Annotated in this window: 17 protein-coding genes; 5 read left to right on the top strand and 12 right to left on the bottom strand. The window is 60.2% G+C overall.

Going from position 1 to position 23,350, the window contains the following annotated elements:
- Position 1 precedes the first annotated feature (1 nt).
- The 3 genes from trpA to AC1DPR_RS02390 are packed head-to-tail and all read left to right on the top strand — an operon-like array spanning position 2 to position 3,166.
- Positions 2-841, top strand: coding sequence for a tryptophan synthase subunit alpha (trpA, locus tag AC1DPR_RS02400; RefSeq protein WP_026372083.1), 840 nt, complete (start codon positions 2-4; stop codon positions 839-841).
- Positions 842-880: 39 nt separating this feature from the next.
- Complete coding sequence (gene accD / locus AC1DPR_RS02395; RefSeq protein WP_018859420.1) at positions 881-1,786, top strand: acetyl-CoA carboxylase, carboxyltransferase subunit beta; 906 nt, start codon at positions 881-883, stop codon at positions 1,784-1,786.
- A gap of 27 nt (positions 1,787-1,813) precedes the next feature.
- On the top strand, positions 1,814-3,166 hold the full coding sequence (locus tag AC1DPR_RS02390) for a bifunctional folylpolyglutamate synthase/dihydrofolate synthase (RefSeq protein WP_113469649.1): 1,353 nt from the start codon (positions 1,814-1,816) through the stop codon (positions 3,164-3,166).
- Positions 3,167-3,215: 49 nt separating this feature from the next.
- Here the strand turns inward: AC1DPR_RS02390 and trxA are convergent, their stop codons facing one another.
- The 12 genes from trxA to AC1DPR_RS02330 all read right to left on the bottom strand — a co-directional run bounded on the left by trxA (position 3,216) and on the right by AC1DPR_RS02330 (position 20,865).
- Positions 3,216-3,536, bottom strand: coding sequence for a thioredoxin (trxA, locus tag AC1DPR_RS02385; RefSeq protein WP_007528746.1), 321 nt, complete (start codon positions 3,534-3,536; stop codon positions 3,216-3,218).
- A 71-nt stretch (positions 3,537-3,607) separates the two neighbouring features.
- Entirely contained in the window at positions 3,608-7,159 is a 3,552-nt protein-coding gene (gene addA, locus AC1DPR_RS02380) for a double-strand break repair helicase AddA (RefSeq protein WP_113469648.1), read from the bottom strand.
- Positions 7,152-10,349: a double-strand break repair protein AddB gene (gene addB, locus AC1DPR_RS02375; RefSeq protein ID WP_113469647.1), complete on the bottom strand. Its 3,198-nt coding sequence runs from the start codon at positions 10,347-10,349 to the stop codon at positions 7,152-7,154. The genes addA and addB overlap by 8 nt, the downstream gene beginning before the upstream one ends.
- A 3-nt stretch (positions 10,350-10,352) precedes the next feature.
- Complete coding sequence (locus AC1DPR_RS02370; protein WP_018859424.1) at positions 10,353-11,084, bottom strand: nucleotidyltransferase family protein; 732 nt, start codon at positions 11,082-11,084, stop codon at positions 10,353-10,355.
- 13 nt (positions 11,085-11,097) lie between these two features.
- Positions 11,098-12,612, bottom strand: a complete 1,515-nt coding sequence (locus AC1DPR_RS02365; protein WP_018859425.1) for a bifunctional tRNA (adenosine(37)-N6)-threonylcarbamoyltransferase complex ATPase subunit type 1 TsaE/phosphotransferase — start codon at positions 12,610-12,612, stop codon at positions 11,098-11,100.
- A complete protein-coding gene (locus AC1DPR_RS02360; protein ID WP_018859426.1) occupies positions 12,612-15,194 on the bottom strand; it encodes a PAS domain-containing sensor histidine kinase in 2,583 nt (860 codons plus the stop codon). The genes AC1DPR_RS02365 and AC1DPR_RS02360 overlap by 1 nt, the downstream gene beginning before the upstream one ends.
- A 204-nt stretch (positions 15,195-15,398) precedes the next feature.
- Positions 15,399-16,799: an adenosylhomocysteinase gene (ahcY, locus tag AC1DPR_RS02355; RefSeq protein ID WP_018859427.1), complete on the bottom strand. Its 1,401-nt coding sequence runs from the start codon at positions 16,797-16,799 to the stop codon at positions 15,399-15,401.
- Between the two features lie 169 nt (positions 16,800-16,968).
- The gene (locus tag AC1DPR_RS02350; protein ID WP_018859428.1) at positions 16,969-17,244 is read right to left on the bottom strand and encodes an HPr family phosphocarrier protein; all 276 of its coding nucleotides are present in this window, start codon (positions 17,242-17,244) and stop codon (positions 16,969-16,971) included.
- Positions 17,245-17,260: 16 nt separating this feature from the next.
- The gene (locus tag AC1DPR_RS02345; RefSeq protein WP_007528763.1) at positions 17,261-17,662 is read right to left on the bottom strand and encodes a PTS sugar transporter subunit IIA; all 402 of its coding nucleotides are present in this window, start codon (positions 17,660-17,662) and stop codon (positions 17,261-17,263) included.
- 153 nt (positions 17,663-17,815) lie between these two features.
- On the bottom strand, positions 17,816-18,268 hold the full coding sequence (locus tag AC1DPR_RS02340; protein ID WP_018859429.1) for an HPr kinase/phosphorylase: 453 nt from the start codon (positions 18,266-18,268) through the stop codon (positions 17,816-17,818).
- Positions 18,265-20,055: a sensor histidine kinase gene (locus AC1DPR_RS02335; RefSeq protein ID WP_018859430.1), complete on the bottom strand. Its 1,791-nt coding sequence runs from the start codon at positions 20,053-20,055 to the stop codon at positions 18,265-18,267. The genes AC1DPR_RS02340 and AC1DPR_RS02335 overlap by 4 nt, the downstream gene beginning before the upstream one ends.
- 78 nt (positions 20,056-20,133) lie before the next feature.
- The gene (locus AC1DPR_RS02330; RefSeq protein ID WP_192241849.1) at positions 20,134-20,865 is read right to left on the bottom strand and encodes a response regulator transcription factor; all 732 of its coding nucleotides are present in this window, start codon (positions 20,863-20,865) and stop codon (positions 20,134-20,136) included.
- Between the two features lie 342 nt (positions 20,866-21,207).
- On the opposite strand from AC1DPR_RS02330, the gene AC1DPR_RS02325 reads away from it, so the two are divergent.
- Both AC1DPR_RS02325 and arfB read left to right on the top strand, forming a co-directional pair.
- Positions 21,208-22,818, top strand: coding sequence for a phosphoenolpyruvate carboxykinase (locus tag AC1DPR_RS02325; protein ID WP_018859432.1), 1,611 nt, complete (start codon positions 21,208-21,210; stop codon positions 22,816-22,818).
- A 96-nt stretch (positions 22,819-22,914) separates the two neighbouring features.
- Positions 22,915-23,349, top strand: coding sequence for an alternative ribosome rescue aminoacyl-tRNA hydrolase ArfB (gene arfB, locus AC1DPR_RS02320; protein ID WP_113469646.1), 435 nt, complete (start codon positions 22,915-22,917; stop codon positions 23,347-23,349).
- Position 23,350 lies beyond the last annotated feature (1 nt).

The raw sequence follows: 23,350 nt of genomic DNA, 5'->3' as shown, positions 1-23,350 counted from the left end.
CATGACCGCACGTATGGACAAACGCTTCGCCGATCTTAAGGCGGAAGGCCGGCCGGCACTCGTCACCTATTTCATGGGAGGCGACCCCGACTACGAAACCTCGCTCGGCATCATGAAGGCTCTGCCGGAAGCGGGTTCCGATGTTATTGAACTCGGCATGCCGTTCTCCGATCCGATGGCCGATGGTCCGGCGATCCAGATGGCTGGCCAGCGCGCTCTGAAGGGCGGCCAGACGCTGAAGAAGACGCTGCAGCTTGCCAGCGATTTCCGCAAGACGGACGATGCGACGCCGATCGTAATGATGGGCTATTACAACCCGATCTATGTCTACGGCGTGGAGAAGTTCCTCGACGACGCGCTGGCAGCCGGCATCGATGGCCTCATCGTCGTCGACCTTCCACCCGAGATGGATGACGAACTCTGCATCCCTGCGATCAAGAAGGGGATCAACTTCATTCGCCTGGCGACGCCGACGACCGACGAAAAGCGCCTGCCGACCGTTCTTCGGAACACGTCCGGCTTCGTCTATTATGTTTCGATGACTGGTATCACTGGCTCTGCTCTGCCGGATCCGTCTCTGGTCTCGGGCGCCGTCAAGCGCATCAAGCAGCACACCAACCTGCCTGTTTGCGTCGGCTTCGGCGTCAAGACCGCCGACCATGCAAAGGTCATTGGCAGCTCGGCCGATGGCGTGGTTGTCGGCACAGCAATTGTCAATCAGGTGGCAACGAGCCTCACCAAGGATGGGAAGGCGACAGCCGATACCGTCCAGGCCGTCGCCACCCTCGTTCGTGGACTGTCAACGGGTACACGTTCGGCGCGCCTTGTTGCTGCCGAATAATTTCCCCACATTGGCAAGAGTCAATCAGGAGTTTTCGACTTGAACTGGATCACCAACTACGTCCGCCCCCGCATCAATTCCATGCTGGGCCGCCGCGAAGTGCCGGAGAACCTCTGGATCAAGTGCCCGGAAACGGGTGAGATGGTCTTCCATAAGGATCTGGAAGACAACAAGTGGGTCATTCCGGCCTCCGGTTATCACATGAAGATGCCGGCAAAGGCTCGCCTTGCCGACCTTTTCGACGATGGCGTCTATGAGGCTCTGCCGCAGCCAAAGGTCGCCCAGGATCCGCTGAAATTTCGTGATTCCAAGAAATACACGGACCGTCTGAAGGACAGCCGCATCAAGACCGAGCAGGAAGACACCATTCTCGCTGGCGTCGGCAAGATGCGCGGCCTGAAGATCGTCGCGGTCGTTCATGAGTTCAACTTCATGGGCGGTTCGCTCGGCATTGCCGCGGGCGAGGCGATCGTCAAGGCGTTCGAACGCGCCATTGCGGAGAAGTGCCCGCTGGTCATGTTCCCGGCATCTGGTGGTGCCCGCATGCAGGAAGGTATCCTGTCGCTGATGCAGCTGCCACGGACGACCGTGGCGGTAGACATGCTGAAGGAAGCAGGACTGCCTTACATCGTCGTGCTGACCAATCCGACCACTGGCGGTGTTACCGCGTCCTACGCGATGCTCGGTGACCTGCATCTGGCCGAACCCGGGGCTGAAATCTGCTTCGCCGGGAAGCGCGTTATCGAGCAGACGATCCGCGAGAAGCTTCCGGAAGGCTTCCAGACCTCCGAGTATCTGCTGGAACACGGCATGGTGGACATGGTGGTCAAGCGCCACGATATTCCGGATACGCTCGCGCGCGTCTTGAAGATCCTGACGAAGAAGCCGGTTGCGAACCTATCCAAGGAAAACAGCGGGACGCTTGCTATCGCTGCAAGCGCCTGACAGAACCCATCACAGGCGGGGTGAGCGATGATACCCAGGGGCCAAGCCGTAGTGAGTGAAGCAGCACAGGAAATCGACAAGCTCTTGGGCCTGCATCCCAAGGGCTTCGATCTATCCCTGGATCGCATTACCCGACTGCTTTCCGTCCTCGGGGATCCGCAGAAGAAATTGCCGCCCGTCATTCATGTGGCGGGCACGAACGGCAAGGGGTCCGTGACGGCGTTTTGCCGGGCTTTGCTGGAAGCCGGTGGCTACAGCGCGCATGTCCATACCTCTCCGCATCTCGTCAACTGGCACGAACGCTATCGGATCGGCGCCAAGGGCGGTCGCGGGCAACTGGTGGACGATGCGGTCTTCGCCGAGGCGGTGCGGCGCGTGGCGGACGCCAATGACGGGCAGAAGATCACCGTTTTCGAGATCCTCACCGCAGTCACTTTCATTCTGTTCTCAGAGCATCGGGCCGATGCCGCGATCATCGAGGTTGGTCTCGGCGGTCGTTTCGACGCGACGAACGTCATCTCCGACCCGGCCGTTTCGGTCATCATGCCGATTTCCTTGGATCATCAGCCTTACCTCGGCGATCGCGTCGAACTGATCGCGGCAGAAAAAGCCGGTATCATGAAGCGCGGGCACCCTGTTGTGATCGGCAAGCAGGAATATGATGCCGCGCTCGACGTGCTGATGTCTACCGCCGAACGGCTGAACTGCCCGACCGCAGTCTTCGGCCAGGACTACATGGCGCATGAGGAATATGGGCGTCTCGTCTATCAGGACGAGTTCGGTCTCGCCGACCTGCCATTGCCCCGCCTTCCCGGCCGCCACCAATATGCCAATGCCGCCGCTGCGATCCGCGCCGTCAAGGCCGCCGGCTTTGCGGTCACCGAAACGATGATGGAAAAGGCGCTGCTGTCGGTCGAGTGGCCGGGCCGTCTCCAGCGTCTGAACGACGGCAATCTGATGGCCAGTGCTCCGGCTAAAGCGGAGATCTGGGTCGATGGCGGCCACAACCCCGGCGCCGGCGAAGTTATCGCCGAGGCCATGGCGAATTTCGAGGAAAAGCAGCCGCGCCCGCTCTTCCTGATCATCGGCATGATCAACACCAAGGATCCGGTTGGCTACTTCAAGGCTTTCAAGGGATTGGCCGAGAAGGTCTATTGCGTGCCGATCCGCGGCAGCGACGCGATGATCGATCCGGTGATCCTTGCAAACGCCGCCTATGATGCCGGCCTCGTCGCGGAACCGATGTCGACGGTCAGCGATGCGTTGGAGGCGATCAAGGAGGGCGCCTTTGAACAGGACCACCCACCGCGCATCCTGATCGGCGGCTCTCTCTATCTCGTCGGCGATGTGCTTGCCGACAACGGGACGCCCCCGAAATGAAAAAAGCCCGGTCGAATGCCGGGCTTCTTCCTATCTGCTTATGGATAAATTAAGCGGCGCTCGAGATCCAGCTCGAAAGAGCGGTCTTCGGGGCAGCGCCAACTTTGATGTCAGCAACTTCGCCGGCCTTGAACATGGCGAGCGTCGGAATGGAACGGACGCCAAACTGGGCGGCGAGTTCCGGGTTTTCATCGATATTGAGCTTGGCGACCTTCACCTTGCCCTGAAACTCGACAGCGAGTTCTTCGAGGCTGGGGGCGATCATCTTGCACGGGCCGCACCATTCAGCCCAGAAATCGACGACGACGGGTTCTGCGGATTCCAGAACTTCCGACTGGAAGTTGTTGATATCGACTTTTACGGTAGCCATAGGCTGCTCCTTTACGGATTCCTGTTGAAACACATGTGAGCGTGCGGTGCGGGAATTTCAATGCCCGTATTTCACTTTGTCTCGAGTTGCGCAAGCGCCGACGCCAATGCATCCGGCGTCAGAATGTGAACCGAAGCATTTTCAGTGTAGACAAGGACGCAATCGACGCGCTTGCCGGGATAGAGCGGCGCCAGGATCTCGCGATAAATCGTAAGCTGCGCCTTGTGTGCAAATGGGATGGCCTCTGCCGTCTGCGGCGGGACGCGATTGGTCTTGTAGTCCAGCACGACGACGCGATCGTCGAAGACCGCCATTCTGTCCACACGGCCGGAAACGGCATAGTCCTGGCCGGCGATCGTCAGCGTCCCCATGACGGAGACCTCAGCCTGTGCATGAGTCGAGAAGACGGCTTCGAGGTCGGCTGCGCCCAATAGCTTCAGGACCGAGTCGACCAATTGCCGCCGCTCTGCTTCGGGCCAGAATGGCGCCGCACGCTTGGCGTATCGTGATGCTGCATCTGGCTGATCGCCGCGCGGCACATCCGGCAGCACCTGCAACATGCGGTGGAGGAGCCGCCCTTTTTGCAGCGAGCGATCCGGCTTTCCCGTTTCCGTGAAAAGCGGGGAGGCGACGAGGAGGTCATCGGCGCCATCGTCGATGATCGTTCCGACGCCGGATGGGCTGAGCGGGCGCGGCAATTGCCTGCGCGGTGGCAGTGGCCTGTCGAGGCCAAGCGGGACCGTCTGTTGTCTGGCGGTCTCCGCGCTGCGTTCAAGGCGCTCGAACCTTCTCTCTATCCGTGGTACGCGCCATTCGATGCCAGCCCATGTCCCGTCAGGCCCAGAAAATGTCGCAGCAGATACATGCGGATGGCTGTCGGTCATCGCAGCGGAAATCATGGCATGCCAGGTATCGGTGTTGGGACGAATGCCCCTGTAGCCGCAAACGGTAAGGCGATCGGCGGCCCGGGTCATCGCAACATAGAGCAGCCGGCGATATTCCTGTTCCGCCAGCGATTGGATGCGCGTCGCGTCGGCCTGGGTCAGCGAGTTGCTGAGATCGCCGATCGGAACCCATGCCGGCATGGGCGGCTCGCCGCTCCCCTGTTCAAGCAGCCGCAGCTTCGGCATGTGCGAATGGGTGAAGGCCTTCGAGCCGCCGTCGACGAGGAACACGATCGGTGCCTCTAAGCCCTTTGAGGCGTGGACTGTCATGATCCGGACTTCATTCCGGCCTTTGTCCTGCTCACGCTTCACCTCCGGTGCTTCGATTTCAAGCGTCGAAATGAAGGATTGCAGGCCGGGCAGGCCCGAGCTTTCGTGATCAAGCGCGAATGTCAGGAATTCATCGAGAATATCGCTGACCTCGGTTCCGAGCCGGGCAAGGAATTGTCGTCGGCCGCCGTGGCATCCGAGAACACGAGCATAGAAATCGTGAACCGACAGCGTCTCGGATTCGTCCAGGAAGAGCCTGAGGCGAGAGACGGCTGTTTCAAAGCGCGCATTTCCATCAGCGGCGAACTTCTGCACGTGAGCCCAGGCACTCTCGCCCTCCGTACGCAGGGCGGCAATTGCGAAGACGTCGTCTTCGCTCAGATCGAGAAGCGGGCTCTTCATCAGCGCTGCCAAGGAGAGGTCGTCCTCGGGCAACAGTAGAAAGCGGCCGAGCGCCACGAGGTCCTGCACGGCAATGTGGCTCGTCAGGCGCAGGCGGTCGGCGCCTGCAACCGGTATGTCGCCGCGTCGCTTCAAGGCGCGTGTCAGCGCGTTGACGAAGGCGTCGCGCTTGCGCACGAGGACGAGGATGTCGCCGGCCTCGATCAGTCGCTCCTTGCCCTTCTCGACGATCGTTTCCTTGCCCACCAGATTGCCGATCGCATGAGCAATGCGACGGGCGAGAACGGATGCTGGGGCGCTCTCCGGCGTGGCGTCAAAGGGTGCGGTCCAATCTTCTTCCTTGATCGTCGCTTCAGGCGCGACCATCTCCCAGAGATCGACTGCGCCCGGGTGGCCTATGCGGTTAGAACGGTGCACCACCGGCTCGCCTGCCGCACTTAACCCGCGGGCATTTTCAGCCGGTGTGAAGATGTGGTCCACTGCGGCAAGGACATCCGAGGTCGATCGGAATGAGAGCGGCAGCCGCACCGTTGAGAAGGCGTGCCCGCTCTGCGAGACTCGCCGACGCGTCCGCTGGCTTTCTTCTGAAAAGCGTTCGGGCCGAGCGCCCTGGAAAGAATAGATCGATTGCTTTTCGTCGCCGACGGCAAAAAGGGTACGCACCACATTGCGGGCGCTCTCGCCGGAAAAGAAATCCTCGGCCAGCGACTGGATCACGCTCCACTGGATTGGACTTGTATCCTGTGCCTCGTCGACAAGGATATGGTCGATCCCTTGGTCGAGCTTGTAGTGGATCCAGGGGCCAACGTCGCTTTTGTGCAAGAGTTCGGAAGTCCGCGTTATCAGATCCTCGAAATCGAGTTGGCTGCGCTGCTTCTTGAGGTCGTCGTAGTCTTTGTTGAGGCGGTCGGCGAGGATCAGCGCTGCGCGTGTTGCCTCGTACATGCGGGCCGTTTTCAACCGATCCCGACACAATACCACGTGCGCTCGGGCCGTTGCCACGGCATCGATGAGCTCCGGTGCTTCAGTCAGCATGGCCTTCACGAAAAACTGCGAATCCGCCTTTGGTTCAGCCTTTACGGTAAGGAAGATTTTCTCCAGCACCGACGCCCGGCGCGCGGGGTCTCGTTCGCGCGCTGCCGACCGCAAGCCGGCTGCGATATCGTGCGCCTTTGCCCCGCCTTTCTGATCCGCAAGGTCTAGGTACCGGTCGAGCACCCCGCCGCGCAGACCAGGAAGCGGCCAATACGACTCGGCGATCCCGGTCGCAGTATCGTCTTCAGAGAGGTGAAGCTTCGTGCGCAGTACCGCATCGAGGCCACCCTTCCGCTCCGCATCCTGCGTGAAAGTGCGGATCGCAGTGCGGTTCGCGATGATTTCTTCAAGAAGGTTTTCGAGGCCTGACTCATCGCCGAGATTGAGCACGTAAGCAAAGGCGTCCGCGAGCGCCGGATCGTCCTCCGGTGTAGTGGCCGTAAGCAGCGATCGCCGTGCATCCGAAAGAAGCGTCGCGGCAGCCCGATCGTCGAGCACGGAAAAGTGGCCGGCGACGTTAGCTTCTAACGGAAACTGGTGCAGCAAAGCTTCGCAAAACGCGTGAATGGTCTGGATCTTCAGCCCGCCCGGCGTTTCCAGTGCTTTTGCAAAGAGGCGCCTCGCCTCCGCAAGCTTCACCCTATCCGGCGCCTTGCCTTCGATCCGCGTGATGCGTTCTTCAAGTTCCGTGTCCGGCAGAACCGCCCACTCGGCAAGCCGCTCGAAAACGCGGTTCGACATTTCGGAGGCTGCCGCCTTCGTATAGGTCAGGCAGAGGATTGCTGACGGACGTGCTCCGGCCAGCAGGAGCCGGATAACACGCTGCGTCAGGACGTGCGTTTTTCCGGAGCCGGCATTGGCGGAAACCCAGGCTGAGCGTTGCGGATCGGATGCGATCGATTGCTGGATGGTCGTCCAACTCGTCCAGGCAACGGGATCATCGCCCTCAGGCAGCGTTGCGTCGTCATTCATCGCCGGTTTCCTCGTCGCTCTCTGCGGCAGACCATTCGGAAACGCGCGCCAGATGATCGTAATCACCACCGAAATCGAACTGCTGTGCCGGCACAAGCCGCGAGGTGAAGCCCTTTTCGCCTGACTGCAGGAGCGAGACGAACTTTATGAGTTGGTCGATCGAGTCGGTGGCCAGGTCCATGGCCGACTTTGCCTTGTCGGTTCTGGTCGAAGTCTCGTTGTTGACGGTGTCGACCTTAAAGCGATTGCCCGGCCGCAGGCGCACGTAGAGTAGATCTTGTGGAACAAGACTGCCAGCATCTCGGAAGGCGCCGGCGTGAAGCGCGGCGGCCTCCAGTGCCAGCTGGGGATCAAGAAGCGCGCGTGCCTGAGGGGCGGAGGGATTGTATCCGGTCTTGTAGTCGATGATGTCGGCGGTACCGCTGCCGGTGATGTCGATCCGGTCGGCGACGCCGCTCAGGCGGACATTGATCGCCTCCAACTCCACCCCGCCACGCACCTCGGTCAATGTTCTTCGAATGCCTGGCTGTCGCTGCGCCTCCCACTCGAGAAACGCGCGGGCAACTTCACGGAAACGCGGGCGCCAGACTGCATCGATATGTGCAGGAAGTTGCTCCGTATCGAAGAGTTCGTTCAGAATGCTCTCCATCGCCGTTTCAGCTGCCGGCGTTCCGGCAACGTGACCTTCACGGACGAAGCGGTCGATGATCTTGTGATAGAGCGTTCCTCGCTCCGCGGCGCCAGGGTCTCGATTGAACGGTGCTACCGGGTCAAGGCGCAGAACGCGGCGTGCATAGATTGCATAGGGGTCGCGACGAAGGCGCCCGACCTCGCTGAAAGAGTAGGACTTAGGCTGAATCTCCAGCGGCGGTATTGGACTTGGACGTTGCGCGGGCGCTTGGCTGTCGCCTTGGTCGATGAGGTTCGCCCAATGCACAAAATTGTCTCCGCGGGCCTTGAGCTGTGCCTCGAACTCGTGCCCGCCGAATGCGAGCAGCCGCTGCAACCAGCGCGACGCGACGGTTGGCGTCGAACCTTGTCGAAGGGCTCGCGAATAGATGAGATGGCGCGTGCCATTGGCCATTTCGAAATCGTGCGACAGCTGGCCGATGCGCCGTTCTGGAGGTTCCAGCCCGATCTCGGTCTTCATTGTCCGAGAAACGAAGGGGTTATTGGATGTTTGACCCGGCCATGAGCCTTCGTTCAGGCCGCCCAGGATCAATGTGTCTACGTTCTGCAGGCGCGCTTCTAGCGTGCCGAAGATGAAAATTCTCGGATGGCTTAGCGCCCGTGGCTTTACAGCCTGGCCAGCCAATAGCGCAGTGACGATGTCGATCCACTGCGGGCCATCCGCGTCGATCTGCCCTTCGGTTTCGATCACTTCGCCGAGCATCGACGCCAGGGTGTCGCCCGCTTCGCCGGACCAGAGACCAGCAAGATCGCCGCGCGCGTCGCGGGTTACCGCCTCCAATACGCGCCCGGTTCGCTCCCCCCAATCGGCGAGCCCAAAGCTGGCCGTTAGCCCCGGCTCTTCGGGAAGGCGCCGAACAAGCGCCGACGCTAGCGGTTCGGTCGCTTCGGCAACCCGTCGGGCAAGAGCACGCGCGTGGTCAATCGCATCGGCGGGAAGGGATTTTCGCCACTGCGGCGCGTGACGATCCAACGCCTGCTCAGACAGCTGCTGCTCAAGAAGCGGTTCCAACGCTGAGATGTCGACGTCGGCCACACCACCACGCAGTGCCAGCAGCTCCAGAGCTGCTACCGCTGCCACGTGCACGCCACGCTCCAGCCCAAAATGCGCCAGGGGATGCTTCAGCAATCCGACGATAGCGACGGGATCGCCAGGGCGAAGGGTTGCTTCCAGCAGCAGTTGCAACAGCGTTCCCTGTGGGGTGGCGGAAAGCGGCGTGCCTGCGGAATCGTCCGCAACGATGCCGAAACGCGATAGTTCCGTCGTCACGCGGCGGGCTAGGTTTCGATCCGGTGTGATCAATGCCGCCCGGCTCTCGCCGTCATTGCCGGGCGCGCGCTCGAGCGCCAAGCGGAGGGCGATTGCAATTGCAGTGGCTTCCTCGCGCTCATTGCCCGCCTCGATCAGCGAGACATCTGCAAATGCCGCTGAGATCGTAGCGTCGGATAGTTTCGCCTTCCATGTGCCCCAGTCGCTGGTTGCTTCGGCAGGGGAGAGCGCATGTGAGAGGATTTCGCTACGCTGTCGCAATTCCTCGGGCGGCGCGGCAAGCTGCACCACATCCTGCCGCGTCAATTTCAGTCGCTTTAGCAACTGCGCGAGGCCGTATTGCGAGTGGCTGCGGCTCGCCGGGTCGGCGGGCTGATCTATCCGAATGTCGGGCGCCACCATTCGCCAATGCTCATCCGGCATGCCGAGGTCGAGCCCCGGCAGAACGATGACGCCTTCCGGAAGGTTGGCGACCGCTGCGATAAGGTCGGCCGTCGCCGGCACAGAGCCTGTCGATCCTGCAATGATGATGGGTCCCATCGGCCGGGCTGTCGCCAGGCGATTTGCTTCGGCACGAAGAATTGCGTTGCGGTGTTTTGCGGGCGATGATTTGCCGAGCTCATTCAGCCGCTCCGGCCAGAAGGCGCTGGCAATCTGCAGGAACTCGGCCGTCAGTTGCCACCAAAGCGCATAGTCTTTCGCATTCAGGCGAGACAGTTCGTTCCAATCCCGATCCTCGGTCTCGATGGCGTCGATCAATTCCGCAAGATTGCGCGCAAGCCAAATGGCGTCGGCGGGGCTTGCGGGCGCGACGAGCGGCGAATCGGAATGGATGCTGCGCACAATCTCCGGCAGCTTGTTTCGCCAGGCGAGGATAAGGCGCGCGAGTTCCAGCAGGCGGGCGGTGTTGGATAACGGCTGAGCAAGATCCAGGGTCGCGGGCAGGGCTTCGTCGAAATAGCCGCTATCGTCGTCGGTCTCGCCGAGCGGTCGGATAACCGGGAGGATTGCGGATCGTCCGCCGAGGAGATCGACGAACTCCGAGCGGAGCACGCGTGCTGCGCGCCTCGTTGGCAGATAGATCGTGGTTTTCGAAAGCGATAGGGGATCGCCGGGATCATACCGGAAATGCGGTGTCAGTCGGCCGTCACAAAGGCTTTCGGCAAGGCTCTTCAGGAAGGGAAGCCCTGCGGGGATGCTCAAGACCCTCGGCCGGTGATGCTCGGCCATCCGTCATGCAAACGTCCGGTATCGCCGGATCGTTTCCTCCGCTTCACCAATCGCTTCCGGCGTGCCGACAGTAAGCCAGTGTCCTTCGAGTACGGTACCGTAGAGCCGGCCGCGAGCTATCGCCTTGTCAAAATAGAGATTGAGGTTGAATGGATCGGCTGGCGCGTCATCGAGAAACGACGTGTCCATTGCAATGGCGCCGGCATAGACAATTGGGCAGGGACCCGAGTCGAAGAAACGCGTCAACCGGCCATCCCGCGCCATGTTGAAGTCGTTCTTTCCGTTGTGCCCGGTCGTGTCTTCCAGTTTCACGCAAAGCATAGCCATGTCCATCTCTTCCGGTCGGAAGAATCCGGCTAAGCGTGTCAGGTTGCTGGGAACGCCGCGGCGTTCTCCGATCCAGAAGAGGTCGGCATTCGTGACAAAAACCTTGCCAGGATTAAGCAGCTTCAAGCCCTTCGCAAGGCCGCCGCCGTTGTTCAACAGCTTCTCGCGTTCGTCGGAGATGATGATCTCGAGGTCTTTGTATGAAGCCAGGTGCGCCAGCATCTGATCGGCGTGGTGATGAATATTGACCACGACCCTTTCGACACCGGCTTCCGCAAGCGAATCGAGCGCGTAATCGATCATCGCCTTGCCGTCGATCTTCACGAGCGGCTTCGGGATGGTGTCGGTGATCGGCCGCATGCGGGTTCCAAGACCTGCAGCGAGAACCATGGCTTGCTTGATGCTCATCTGATCCGAGAAATTATGATTCGCTTGGTACTATTCCAGCCCTTACGCACCAGTCGCGCAAGGGGGCAAGCGTTTCATGTTCCAGCGCAACGGAAAGATAGGACAGGGTGCGCGGCATATGCCTCATATAGCCAGGTTTTCCGTCTCGTTGCATCAAGCGAACCCAGAGGCCGGCAAGCTTGCAATTGCGTTGTGCAGACATGATTGCCCAACTCTTTAGGAAACGAGCCTCATCGAAGCCACCCTCTGTTCTGCGCAGAGATAGATAGTCGTCCATCAATTGCCGGAACAGATCGGGCGGGACCGTGACGCGCGCATCCTGCACGATTGAAGCGAGATCGTAGGCTGTGGGGCCGATCATCGCGTCCTGGAAATCAATCAGTCCGACGCGCGCTATCCCACGCTCGTTGTCGCGCCAGATAATGTTCGGCGAGTGGAAATCGCGGAGGAGAAGGCTTTTTTCGGAGGCTTCAAGTTCGTCGATCAGCCTGTCCCAGATCGCGAGGTATTCATCGCGCTCGGCGCCACTGGCCGCGGTACGGCCACGCTTCCAGGGCAAATGCCAATCGAGAACGAGACGTACCTCCATCTTCATCGCCGTCCGATCGAAGTCGGGGATGTGGTGGACGTGGCTGTCGGTGACGCGAATGTCCTGCGGGATCGTCAGCGAGTGCAGATGCGCCAGGCAGGCAACGCTCGCCCGGTAGCGGTCGGCGATGGGCTGACCTTGCAAATCCAGGACGCCGTCGGTGCCAAGGTCCTCCAGAAGCAGGATGCCTTGGTCGTAGTCGACCTGGTAGATCTCCGGTGCAGCAAAACCCTCCTGTCGGAGCACATTGGCAATGGCAACGAAAGGATAGGCATTCTCGGCGATATGCGCGACCTTCGGATATGGCTTGCCATCCAGGACCGGCGGCCCTTCCGGCAAAGGTGGCCAATCCATCAGCACGCGTCGATTCCCATCACCGGCATAGACTGCCTCGTAGGCTCGAAGCGAGGCATCGCCTGTCAGAAAACGACGCTTCGCATTGGTGTATCCCGCTGTATCGATGAAATCACGTATGGCCAGGACGCGTCGTATCCGGGCAGCCTGTTTTTCCGGGGCTGCAATGGTCACCCTTCGACCCAGGCCCTCGTGCTCCAGCTTGAGCGCAATGCGGTCTGCCGGCAGCTCGTCGCTTGCCATCTCAGGCCACTCGACGAGGCAGATGCCGTCCTGGAGTGCTTCGTCGAAGCCGAGTTCGGTGAGTTCGGCCGGATCGCCGAGACGGTACAGGTCGAAATGCGCGACCGGTATGCGCAGGTCGTAGGCTTGCACCAGGGTGAAGGTGGGGCTTGGCACGTCGAGTTCGTCATCATCCGCCATCGCACGCAGGAATGCGCGCGCGAGCGACGATTTCCCGGCCCCGAGGTCGCCCGAAAGGGCAAGGCAGTCGCCGCGTTTCAGCGCCAACGCCAGGTCCTCTCCAAAGCGGATTGTTTCCGCCTCATCCTTCAGGAAGAGAGAAATGACAGGAGTGCCCGACATCATTCGGCTGCGACGGACGTCGGAAGATCGACCGAAGGAATCCGGCAGGTCACGATCGTGCCCTTGCCCGGCTGGCTGTCAATGGTGACCGTCCCATGGTGAAGGCTGACAAAGCTGTCGACGATCGACAGCCCAAGTCCCGCGCCGCCCCTCTTGCCGCTCTTAGCGCCGGTCGCGAATCGATCAAACACATTGGCGATCATATCCTGCGAAATACCAGGACCGCGATCGCTGACGGAGAAGACGAAATCCATCCCTTCACGCCGGCATTCGAGCGAGATTGACGAACCTTCCGGAGAGAAATTGGCTGCGTTGGAGAGCAGCTTGACGAGGATCTGCTTCAGTCTTTGCGGGTCAGCGACGATCGAGCCCAGATGCGCCGGAGCGGTAATCTCCAGCGTCACGCCGCTTTCCTGCAGCCTGTCGGCAATCTGCATCGATACGTCGTCGAGCAGGTCGCCAAGATCAATCGACGAGTAGCTCAGCCGCATGATTCCGGCATCGACCGTGGCAAGATCGAGGATGTCGTTGACCAGCGTCAGCAGCACCGAAGAAGAGGTCGAGATGTGATCGATATATTCAGCCTGCCGGTCGTTCAGCGGTCCGAGTCCCGGCGTGCGCAGCAGGTCGGTAAAGCCAATAATGTTGGTCAGCGGCGAGCGCAGCTCATACGAGACATGCTGGACGAAGTCGTTCTTAAGCTCGTCTGCCTTGCGCAGTGCTTCGTTCTTTTCCGTCAGGGCGCGCTCAGCACGGACGCTGTCGGTCATGTTGACGAAGGTCAGCATCGTCTGCGCATTCGGCAGCGGGATGACAGCATAGTCGAGCACGAGACCCGAGAACAGCTCGAGCGTTCCCTGGCTCGAGCGGCGCTCGTCGTCGAAGCTGGTGATCAGCTCAGCGAAGGTCCTCCATCCGTCCGGACGGTCATATGATTGAGAGCACGCCTCGCCAAGGGCGCGGATATGCGTGCCGGGCTTGGCCTCCGCTTCCGTGATTCCCCAGAGCGCACGGAAGGCGGGATTGGAAAGGCGCATGCGCCCATCAGGTCCAAAGACGGCAACGCCTTCCGAAAGGTGGTCAATCGTCTCGCCCTGCACCTTGAGAAGCGTGTTGTAGCGCGTCTCGAGGTCGACCTGCTCGGTGAGGTTTTCGAATACCCAGGTGGCACCGCCTTGCGGATGCGCTGTCGCGAATACGCGGAGCGTCTGGCCGTTCGGCAGGTGCCACAAATCCGATTGGGTATCGATCGCTCGATAGACAGAGAGCGCGGTTTCCTTCCAGGATTTCCAGTTCAGTTGGTCCGGCAGCTTCTTCGCGGCGCGCAGGCGCTCCAGCAATTCCGCATTGTCGGGCCGGCTCTCGAGGAAAGCGATATCAAGCTCCCAGAGCGAGACGAAGGCCTGATTGTAAAACTGCAGCCGTCGGTCGCCGTCGAAAATTGCAACGGGTGTTGCGAGATGGTCGAGTGTTTCGGCGTGGCTTTTCAGGGTCCGCTCAAGCTCGGCGCGAACAGTCTCGATGCCGGAAACGTCGACGGCAATGCCGGCGGAGCCGCTTGGGACCTTCACATCGACAACGTCGAAGAAGGTGCGGTTGCCGCGCACCACGGTCGAGATCTTGTCGTGGAATGGTGACTCGGCCGTCGCCGTGGCACGGATGCGCTCGCGGGCAACGGTGGTCAGGAACTCGCGGCCCTCGTTGACCGCCTGATCTGGCGTGGGCGCCTCGACCGCGTCGCCGTAAGCGTGATTGACCCAGGTCAGCCGACCTTCGGTGTCACGCTGCCATGCCGGAAGATCGATTGCGTCGAGCATGCTTTGAAACGCCGAGATCGAGGACAACAGTCTGTCCCGCTCGATCTTAAGCTCAGCAAGCTCGGCGCGAAGATTGTTCAGCGCTACAAAACGGACGAATGCGCGGCCCCCGGAAACCCGGCCTTGCGCTTCCAGGATCTCCTCCCGGTGAGTTTCAACGACCATGTCGAAGCTATGGGCTGCCCCGCGCAGACGGTCGATCGCGCGCTCGAGCTCAGATGCGGAGCGCGACTTCAGCCACAGGCCGAAGGCGAGGAATTCGTTGTCCTGCGGCGCGCCGGTTTCGGGAGGCAGCTGACCGATAAGCTCAGGGCGCTCGTTGCCATCCCAGATCACGATCCGGCGATTCTTGTCTGCAATCAGTGCCTGATATTGCGAGATGCGCTGCTGCGCATCGGAGAGTGCCGAGCGGATCTCCCGGCTTTCGCTTTCCATATTCCCACGCTGCCGCACGACCCAAAGGGTGGAAAGCAGCGCGGCGGAGATCACGCCGATGACGACGGAAAGGCCGACAACCTGCGACGAGGTGAAAAGATGCGCGGATGTGACAGCCTCGGCTTCGACCTGCGCTAGAACCGGCTGCGCTATCGATGTCATTGCAGTGCCGGCCGCAAAAATCCGCGCCACATGAGCCAATAGTCCCGGCTTCTCGGCGACGGCCCTTGAAGTGCCGGCAGGTTTCCGTTCGCCCGAACGGAGCGGGCAGGGGTCAGCGTGAACGCCATCCTCTGCCTGTTCGACCAGGCTGTGCATCATTTCCGACATGCGCGGTATGTCTCCGTCCCTTAATGTGCCGCCATCACGACAAGACATCCCATTTTCGAAGCAAACGGACACGTCCGTGGCCACGAATCGAGTGTTAAAACAATACTTCGGAAGGGAATCTGCGGGAAGATGTGTGCCAAAAAATAAGGGCGACGCATTTGTCAATGCGACGCCCTCTAGATGTTGTGGATATTGATCTCGTGATTAATATCGGTAGTGGTCGGCCTTGAATGGGCCCTGTGGCTTCACGCCGATGTAGGAGGCCTGTTCTTCCGAAAGCTGCGTCAACTTCACGCCAAGCTTGTCGAGATGAAGGCGCGCAACCTTCTCATCGAGATGCTTCGGCAGGATGTAGACCTGGTTCTGGTACTGGCCGGGCTTGGTGAAAAGCTCGATCTGGGCCAGCGTCTGGTTGGTGAAGGACGCGGACATGACGAATGACGGATGGCCGGTGGCGTTGCCGAGGTTGAGCAGGCGACCTTCAGACAGAAGGATGATGCGGTTGCCCTTCGGGAACTCGATGAGGTCGACCTGCGGCTTGATGTTGGTCCACTTGAGGTTACGCAGTGCCGCAACTTCGATTTCGTTGTCGAAGTGGCCGATGTTGCCGACGATTGCCATGTCCTTCATCTGACGCATGTGGTCGATGCGGATGACGTCCTTGTTGCCGGTCGTGGTGATGAAGATGTCTGCCGAAGACACCACGTCTTCGAGAGTGACGACTTCGAAACCGTCCATGGCAGCCTGCAGCGCGCAGATCGGATCCACTTCCGTGACCTTGACGCGGGCGCCAGCGCCCTGGAGCGAAGCAGCCGAGCCCTTGCCGACGTCGCCGTAGCCGCAGACGACGGCGACCTTGCCTGCCATCATCACGTCGGTGCCGCGGCGGATGCCATCGACCAGCGATTCCTTGCAGCCGTACTTGTTGTCGAACTTCGACTTGGTGACCGAGTCGTTGACGTTGATCGCCGGGAAGGGCAGGAGGCCCTTCTGGCTCAACTGATACAGACGGTTCACGCCGGTCGTGGTTTCTTCGGTTACGCCCTTGATCGCATCGCGCTGCTTGGTGAACCAGCCCGGCGAAGCGGCAAGACGCTTCTTGATCTGTGCGAAAAGGATTTCTTCTTCTTCGGAATGCGGCTTGGAGAGCACGTCCTCGCCGGCTTCGGCGCGGGCGCCGAGAAGGATGTACATGGTGGCGTCGCCGCCGTCATCGAGGATCATGTTGGAGAGGCCGCCATCGGCCCACTGGAAGATCTTGTCAGTGTAGACCCAGTAGTCTTCCAGCGACTCGCCCTTGATGGCGAAAACCGGAACGCCGGCAGCAGCGATTGCGGCTGCGGCATGATCCTGCGTCGAGAAGATGTTGCACGAAGCCCAGCGAACTTCGGCGCCGAGCGCGACCAACGTCTCGATGAGAACGGCCGTCTGGATCGTCATGTGCAGCGAGCCGGTGATGCGCGCGCCCTTCAGCGGCTTTGCTTCGCCGAATTCGGCGCGGCAGGCCATCAGGCCCGGCATCTCGGTTTCTGCGATCGTGATTTCCTTGCGGCCGAAGTCCGCGAGGCCGATGTCGGCGACGACATAATCTTTTTCAGTGCTCATTGGGTTCTCCAGGCTGAAAAGCGGCTCAAAATTCGAAGGCGCAAGCGTATGTGCGCCAGAAAGCATCCACGCGGCATGCGCGGCTAGGATGGCCGTTTAGCAGGCTTCTATGACGAAGGCAATAATGATATAAAGAAGTCTTTATATGTTTATATGAGCTGCAAGCGGCTCAAATTTCCTCGCCGAACCGGTTCTGGATCAGTTCGTCGAGAGCATCAAGCGCCTGTGCGGCCTGATTGCCGCTGGCGGAGACTAGGACGCTGGAACCGGGGCTCGCGGCCAGCATCATCAATCCCATGATCGATGTCCCGCCGACCGTCATTCCGTCTTTCGATACGGTGATCGCGGCATCGAAATTCTCGACCAGCTGTACGAACTTTGCCGAAGCGCGTGCGTGCAGTCCGCGCTTGTTGATGATCAGAATTTCTCGGGAGAGTGCCGTCATGGGCGCAATGTGCTCACTATTTGCCGCTGAGGACGCGGCTGGCGACGTTGATGTATTTCCGTCCGGCTTCGGACGCTTCGACAAGTGCCTTTTCCATATTGTTCTCGCCGCGTACCCCGGCAAGTTTGATCAGCATCGGCAGATTCATGCCAGCGATGACTTCGGTGTGGCCACTGCTCATGACGGATATTGCCAGGTTGGAGGGGGTGCCCCCGAACATGTCGGTGAGGATGACGACTCCGTGGCCGTCGTCGGCGCGTGACACTGCTTCCAGGATGTCTTGTCGCCTTTGATCCATGTCGTCTTCGGGACCGATACAGACCGTTTCGATGAATTTCTGAGGACCGACGACATGTTCGACCGCATGACGAAACTCTTCAGCCAGCTTGCCATGAGTGACAAGCACAAGTCCGATCATGATATTACTGCTCCTAGTGGCGTATGCAAACGGTGGCCCCAATATCGCAATGCAGCAATCGCGTCCACCGTGGGGGCACATCTTGGCGATGAAAAGCCGAAGTGCAAGACAAAAATACGACTTTTAGGGCAGGATTTGCCAATTTCGCGGGCATTACTGGCCAATATCGGGCGCTTTTGCCATCAGTATCGCCAGCGGCAACGGAGTATTAGCCAGCAACCGAATGACCGGCAGATTTATGCTGCCAGCAATAGTTGTCTGCTCTCCTTCCGGCGGCAACCGTTTCTCTCCCGACGCGCTTGCCGGAAGCACAGCGTAATGCATCACGGCGCTTGCAATATGAGGTACTCGGACGATGCCGGTGCCGCGGAGTTCGATCAAACCGCAGATCGACGCGGGGCAGGTCGCAATCACGGTTTCGTCTCCTTTGGAGATGAGCACCTGATCGTCGGCGACGAGCACGGAATAGATGCCCATGCGCTGTGCTTCATTGATGCAGGCGAAGGCCAGCATCGACTTTCCCCAGCCGGAGGGACCCATGAAGAGAAGGCCGGTCGTGCCGACGACGATGGCCGTTGCGTGGATGTTTGAAGGCGCGCCCGTCATACGGTGGTATCGGCGGGAAGAGCGAGAATGAAGCGTGCTCCAAGCAGCTTCTCGCTCTCGGGATCGATAATGTTCTCCGCGCGCAGCGAACCACCATGCGCTTCGGCAATCTGGCGACTGATCGATAGGCCGAGGCCCGAATTCTGCCCGAAGCCTTCCGACTCCGGTCGGTCGGTATAGAAGCGCTCGAAGATGCGATCGATATTCTCTGCCTGGATGCCAGGGCCGTTGTCTTCGATATAGACAATGCAGCGCGAGCGGGTTCTGACCAGCCGCACGGTGATCTTGCCATCGTGTTCAGGAACGAAGGAGCGGGCGTTCTCGATGAGGTTGGTGACGACCTGCCCGATGCGCAAGTCGTGGCCGTTTACCACGAAGCGCGTCTTGACGCCCGGTTTGCGCTCGATCGCGAATTCGATCTGCACTTCCTTTTTGCGATTGCGGATTTGCCGCGACACGTCGATGAGGTCGCGAAGCAAAATCTCCAGATCGACCGAACCTGCATCGACCCGCGCCAATTCCGCATCGAGGCGGGAGGCGTCGGAAATGTCGCTGATCAGGCGGTCGAGGCGGCGAACATCGTGCTGGATAACATCGAGAAGCCGCTTTTTGGACTCGTCCGTTTTGGCGAGCGGTAGCGTCTCAACGGCGCTGCGAAGCGACGTCAGCGGGTTCTTCAGTTCGTGGCTGACGTCGGCCGCGAAGCTTTCGATCGCGTCGATGCGATCGTAGAGAGCCGTCGTCATCTCGCGCAGAGCAATGGAAAGGTTACCGATCTCGTCCTGACGTGCCGAAAAGTCCGGGATTTCCTCGCGCTCCCTCGCGCCGCGGCGGACACGAATGGCGGCCGCCGACAGACGCCGCAAGGGATTGGCGATCGTCGACGAGAGGACGAGAGACAAGAGAACGTTGACGAGGGTCGCGACCCCGAACACGCGCATGATGCCCAGGCGCTCGGCGTGGACGATGTTGTCGATATCTCCGGCCTGCGTCGACAATAGCAGCACGCCAAGGACGGCGCGGAAGCGCTGGATCGGAACGGCGACCGACACGATCAGCTCGCCCTTCTCGGTGGTGCGAACCACAGCGCCGCGCACGCCGGTCAGCGCGTTCATCACTTCCGGATAAATAGAGCCGTCGCCGCCCGGGGCTTCCTTGTAGAGAGGCAGATTTCCAGGCTGCAGGACCTTGTTGAAGATCGTCGTGAACCACTGGCCCCAGGTCTGTTCTTCGTCATCGACCGGCGGCAGATCAAAGCGCAGGACCTGACCGCGTGAATAGAGGTGGCGCGAATCGAGCAGCAGGTTGGCGTCAGCGTCGAAAATCCGCGCCCGGGTTCTGGTCGGCGAAATCAGACGGCGCAGGACCGGCGCGACCTTCTCCGGATCGATCGGGAACTCGAGGTCCTCGTCATTAGGAACTGGCGTAATGCTCTGCCCGGCCTGCAGTTCGAGCAGCTTTTCCGGGTCGATGGTGATCGAGTTGGTGTCGACTGAGGCCGAGGCCGAGACGGCACCGGCGATGATTTCGCCCTGCGTCAGAAGGCTTTCGACGCGGGCATCGATCAGCCCTTCGCGAAACTGATTGAGATAGAGAATGCCACCGACGAGAACGACAAGCGCCGCGAGATTGAAGAACAGGATGCGACGCGTGAGGCTCGAAAAGACGGCGTTGCCGAAGATGCGGCGGATGATCGTGAAGGGATGCGACCAACGGCGTCCCCTGACGCGGCGGCTGCTTACGCCTTCCGCCTCATCCAGATCCCTTTCCTGCACCAACTGCGCCAACGATAGGCCCTTTCGGAGAGCGGGTCGCTTTCGCGATCACCACTCTCGACAATTCTCAGATGCCGCGCCGCTTGGGCGTCAGGCTGCTTCGCGGAAGCGGTATCCCACTCCGTAAAGCGTTTCAATCATATCAAAGTCGATATCGACCATCTTGAATTTCTTGCGAAGCCGCTTGATGTGGCTGTCGATGGTGCGATCGTCGACATAGACCTGCTCGTCATAAGCCGCGTCCATCAGCGCGTCACGGCTTTTGACGACCCCCGGACGCTGGGCCAACGAATGCAGGATGAGGAATTCGGTGACCGTTAGCGTCACCGGCTCGCCTTTCCAGGTGCAGGTGTGGCGTTCCTGGTCCATGACCAGCTGACCGCGCTCGAGTGAGCGAGCGAGCTGTTGTGCCGTGCCCGGCTTTGGAGCGGCACCGCCGGCTGCGGCGGCAGCCTCGCGGCTCGATGCACGGCGCAGAACAGCGCGCACCCGCTCGACCAGCAGGCGCTGTGAGAATGGCTTGGTAATAAAGTCATCCGCGCCCATCTTCAGGCCGAACAGCTCATCGATCTCCTCATCCTTAGAAGTGAGGAAGATGACCGGCATGTCGGATTTCTGTCGCAGGCGGCGCAGGAGTTCCATGCCGTCCATGCGCGGCATCTTGATGTCGAAGATGGCAAGCTGCGGCGGGCGGGCGAGAAGACCATCGAGGGCGGAAGCGCCGTCCGTATAAGTCTCGACCTTATATCCTTCAGCCTCAAGTGCGATCGACACCGAGGTGAGGATGTTGCGGTCGTCATCAACGAGCGCGATTGTCGGCATGGTATTCGTCTCCGTCATCTATGCGCGTCTCCAGGAATTTTGAAGGTCCCCCAGGCGGCCTTTCTGAACCGGATGCGCTTATGGGGATAAAGGTGGAACAAATTGTGGCAAAGATAAAGGGTGGGATTGTCGCAAAGTTTTGAAGACAACCAAAAGCTGTGTTGTCAATTTGACGAGCGACTTCTGATTCAAACGATTTAAAATAAATCGGAAAAATTTAAATCGATTAATAGTTTGATATTACTACATTTTATTGATTCTCGGCTCTTGCGTTTTAAAAAACCAGCCCGTACGGTCAGCCTCAGTTCTTAACGGCACGAGCCTCAAGGGAAGGGAAAGACCATGGAGCTGTTCGGAGTCCACAACCCGGCGATAGAGCTGGCGACGATCGGTTTGGGGAGCGCAAACAGCGCTCGCTATAACTTTACCGCCGCCTCCCTCTATGAAGAATCGATTCGCCGGGGTGAGGCTGAGCTGACCGCCCATGGCGCCTTGCGGGCCCTGACGGGCCAGCACACCGGCCGTTCGCCGAGGGACAAGTTCGTCGTACGTGACGCCAAAACCGATGGCGAGATCTGGTGGGACAACAACAAGCCGATGTCGCCGGAGCACTTCGCGCTGTTGAAGCAGGACATGCTCGCGCATGCCGCCGGCAAGGATCTGTTCGTTCAGGACCTCATCGGAGGTGCTGACGAAAACAACGCGCTGCCGACCCGTGTCGTCACGGAGCTGGCCTGGCATTCGCTGTTCATTCGTAACCTGCTGATCCGCCCAGAGCGCCCGACGCTCGAATCCTTCGTCCCGAAGCTGACGATCATCAACCTGCCGACCTTCAAAGCCGATCCAGCGCGTTACGGCTGCCGCACAGAAACGGTCATCGCTTGCGACCTGACGAATGGCGAAGTGCTGATCGCCGGCACCTTCTATGCCGGCGAGATGAAGAAGTCGGTCTTTACCGTGCTGAATTACCTGCTCCCGGCAAAGGGCGTCATGCCAATGCACTGCTCGGCCAATGTCGGTCCGGCTGGGGATTCCGCTGTCTTCTTCGGCCTTTCGGGCACCGGCAAGACGACGCTTTCGGCGGATCCTGCCCGCACGCTGATCGGCGACGACGAGCACGGGTGGGGTGAGGATGGCATCTTCAACTTCGAAGGCGGCTGCTACGCCAAGACGATCCGTCTCTCGGCGGAAGCGGAACCGGAAATCTACGCAACGACGCAGCGCTTCGGCACGATTCTCGAAAACGTCGTTCTGAACGATGAACGCGAACCCGACTTCAACGACGGCTCGCTGACGGAGAACACACGCTGCGCCTACCCACTGGATTTCATTCCGAACGCCTCCAAGACCGGCCTCGCCGGTCACCCGAAGACAATCATCATGCTGACGGCCGATGCCTTCGGCGTCATGCCGCCGATCGCCAAGCTGACGCCGGATCAGGCCATGTACCACTTCCTTTCCGGGTACACCGCCAAGGTGGCCGGTACCGAACGGGGCGTGACCGAGCCGGAGGCGACGTTCTCGACTTGCTTCGGCGCGCCGTTCATGCCACGCCATCCGTCGGAATACGGCAATTTGCTGAAGGATCTGATCGGTCGCCACGGCGTTGAATGCTGGCTCGTCAACACGGGCTGGACCGGCGGGGCTTACGGCACCGGCAAGCGGATGCCGATCAAGGCGACCCGCACGCTGCTGGCCGCAGCACTCTCGGGTGAGCTCGGTAAGGCAGACAGCCGCGTCGACCCGAACTTCGGCTTTGCTGTTCCCGTTGTGGTGCCGGGCGTTGACACGGCCATCCTCGATCCACGTTCTACGTGGCAGGATCCGGTCGCCTATGATGCGCAGGCTAGCAAGCTCGTGACGATGTTCATCGAGAACTTCGCGAAGTTCGAAGGCCACGTGGATGGCGGGGTGCGCGATGCGGCTCCGGGGTTTCGCGCCGCCGCTGAATGATGCGCCAAAACATTGATGATTCACGTGAAACCCGGCGGTCTCCGCCGGGTTTCTTTGTCTGTTCCCAAGGGCCGGCCGATGTGAGATAGAAAATGTATGGCCAGCGAACCGCTTTACATCAACGATCGAATCATCATCGCCGGGTGGGAGTTGACCGAGCAGTTCGTTCTGGCGGGCGGCCCCGGCGGGCAGAACGTCAACAAGGTCTCGACAGCAGTCCAGCTCTTCTTCAACATCCCAAACTCACCGTCCTTGACGGAGCGGGTGAAAGCGAATGCCGTGAAACTGGCCGGGAAGCGCCTCTCGAAAGAGGGCGTGTTGATGATCGAGGCAAGCCGCTTTCGCAGCCAGGATCGCAACCGCGAAGACGCGCGCGAGCGGCTGAAGGAACTTATTCTCGAGGCGGCAAAACCGCCACCGCCACCGCGCAAGAAAACCAAGCCGACAAAGGGGTCGGTCGAGCGCCGGCTGAAGCAGAAATCGGGCCGTGCGGAGGTGAAGAAGATGCGCGGGCGACCGCTCGGAGATTGAC

Source organism: Rhizobium sp. 01T417, from assembly GCF_056398905.1.
The sequence above is the reverse complement of the archived record's forward strand: the minus strand, read 5'-3'. Positions and strand labels throughout refer to the sequence as shown.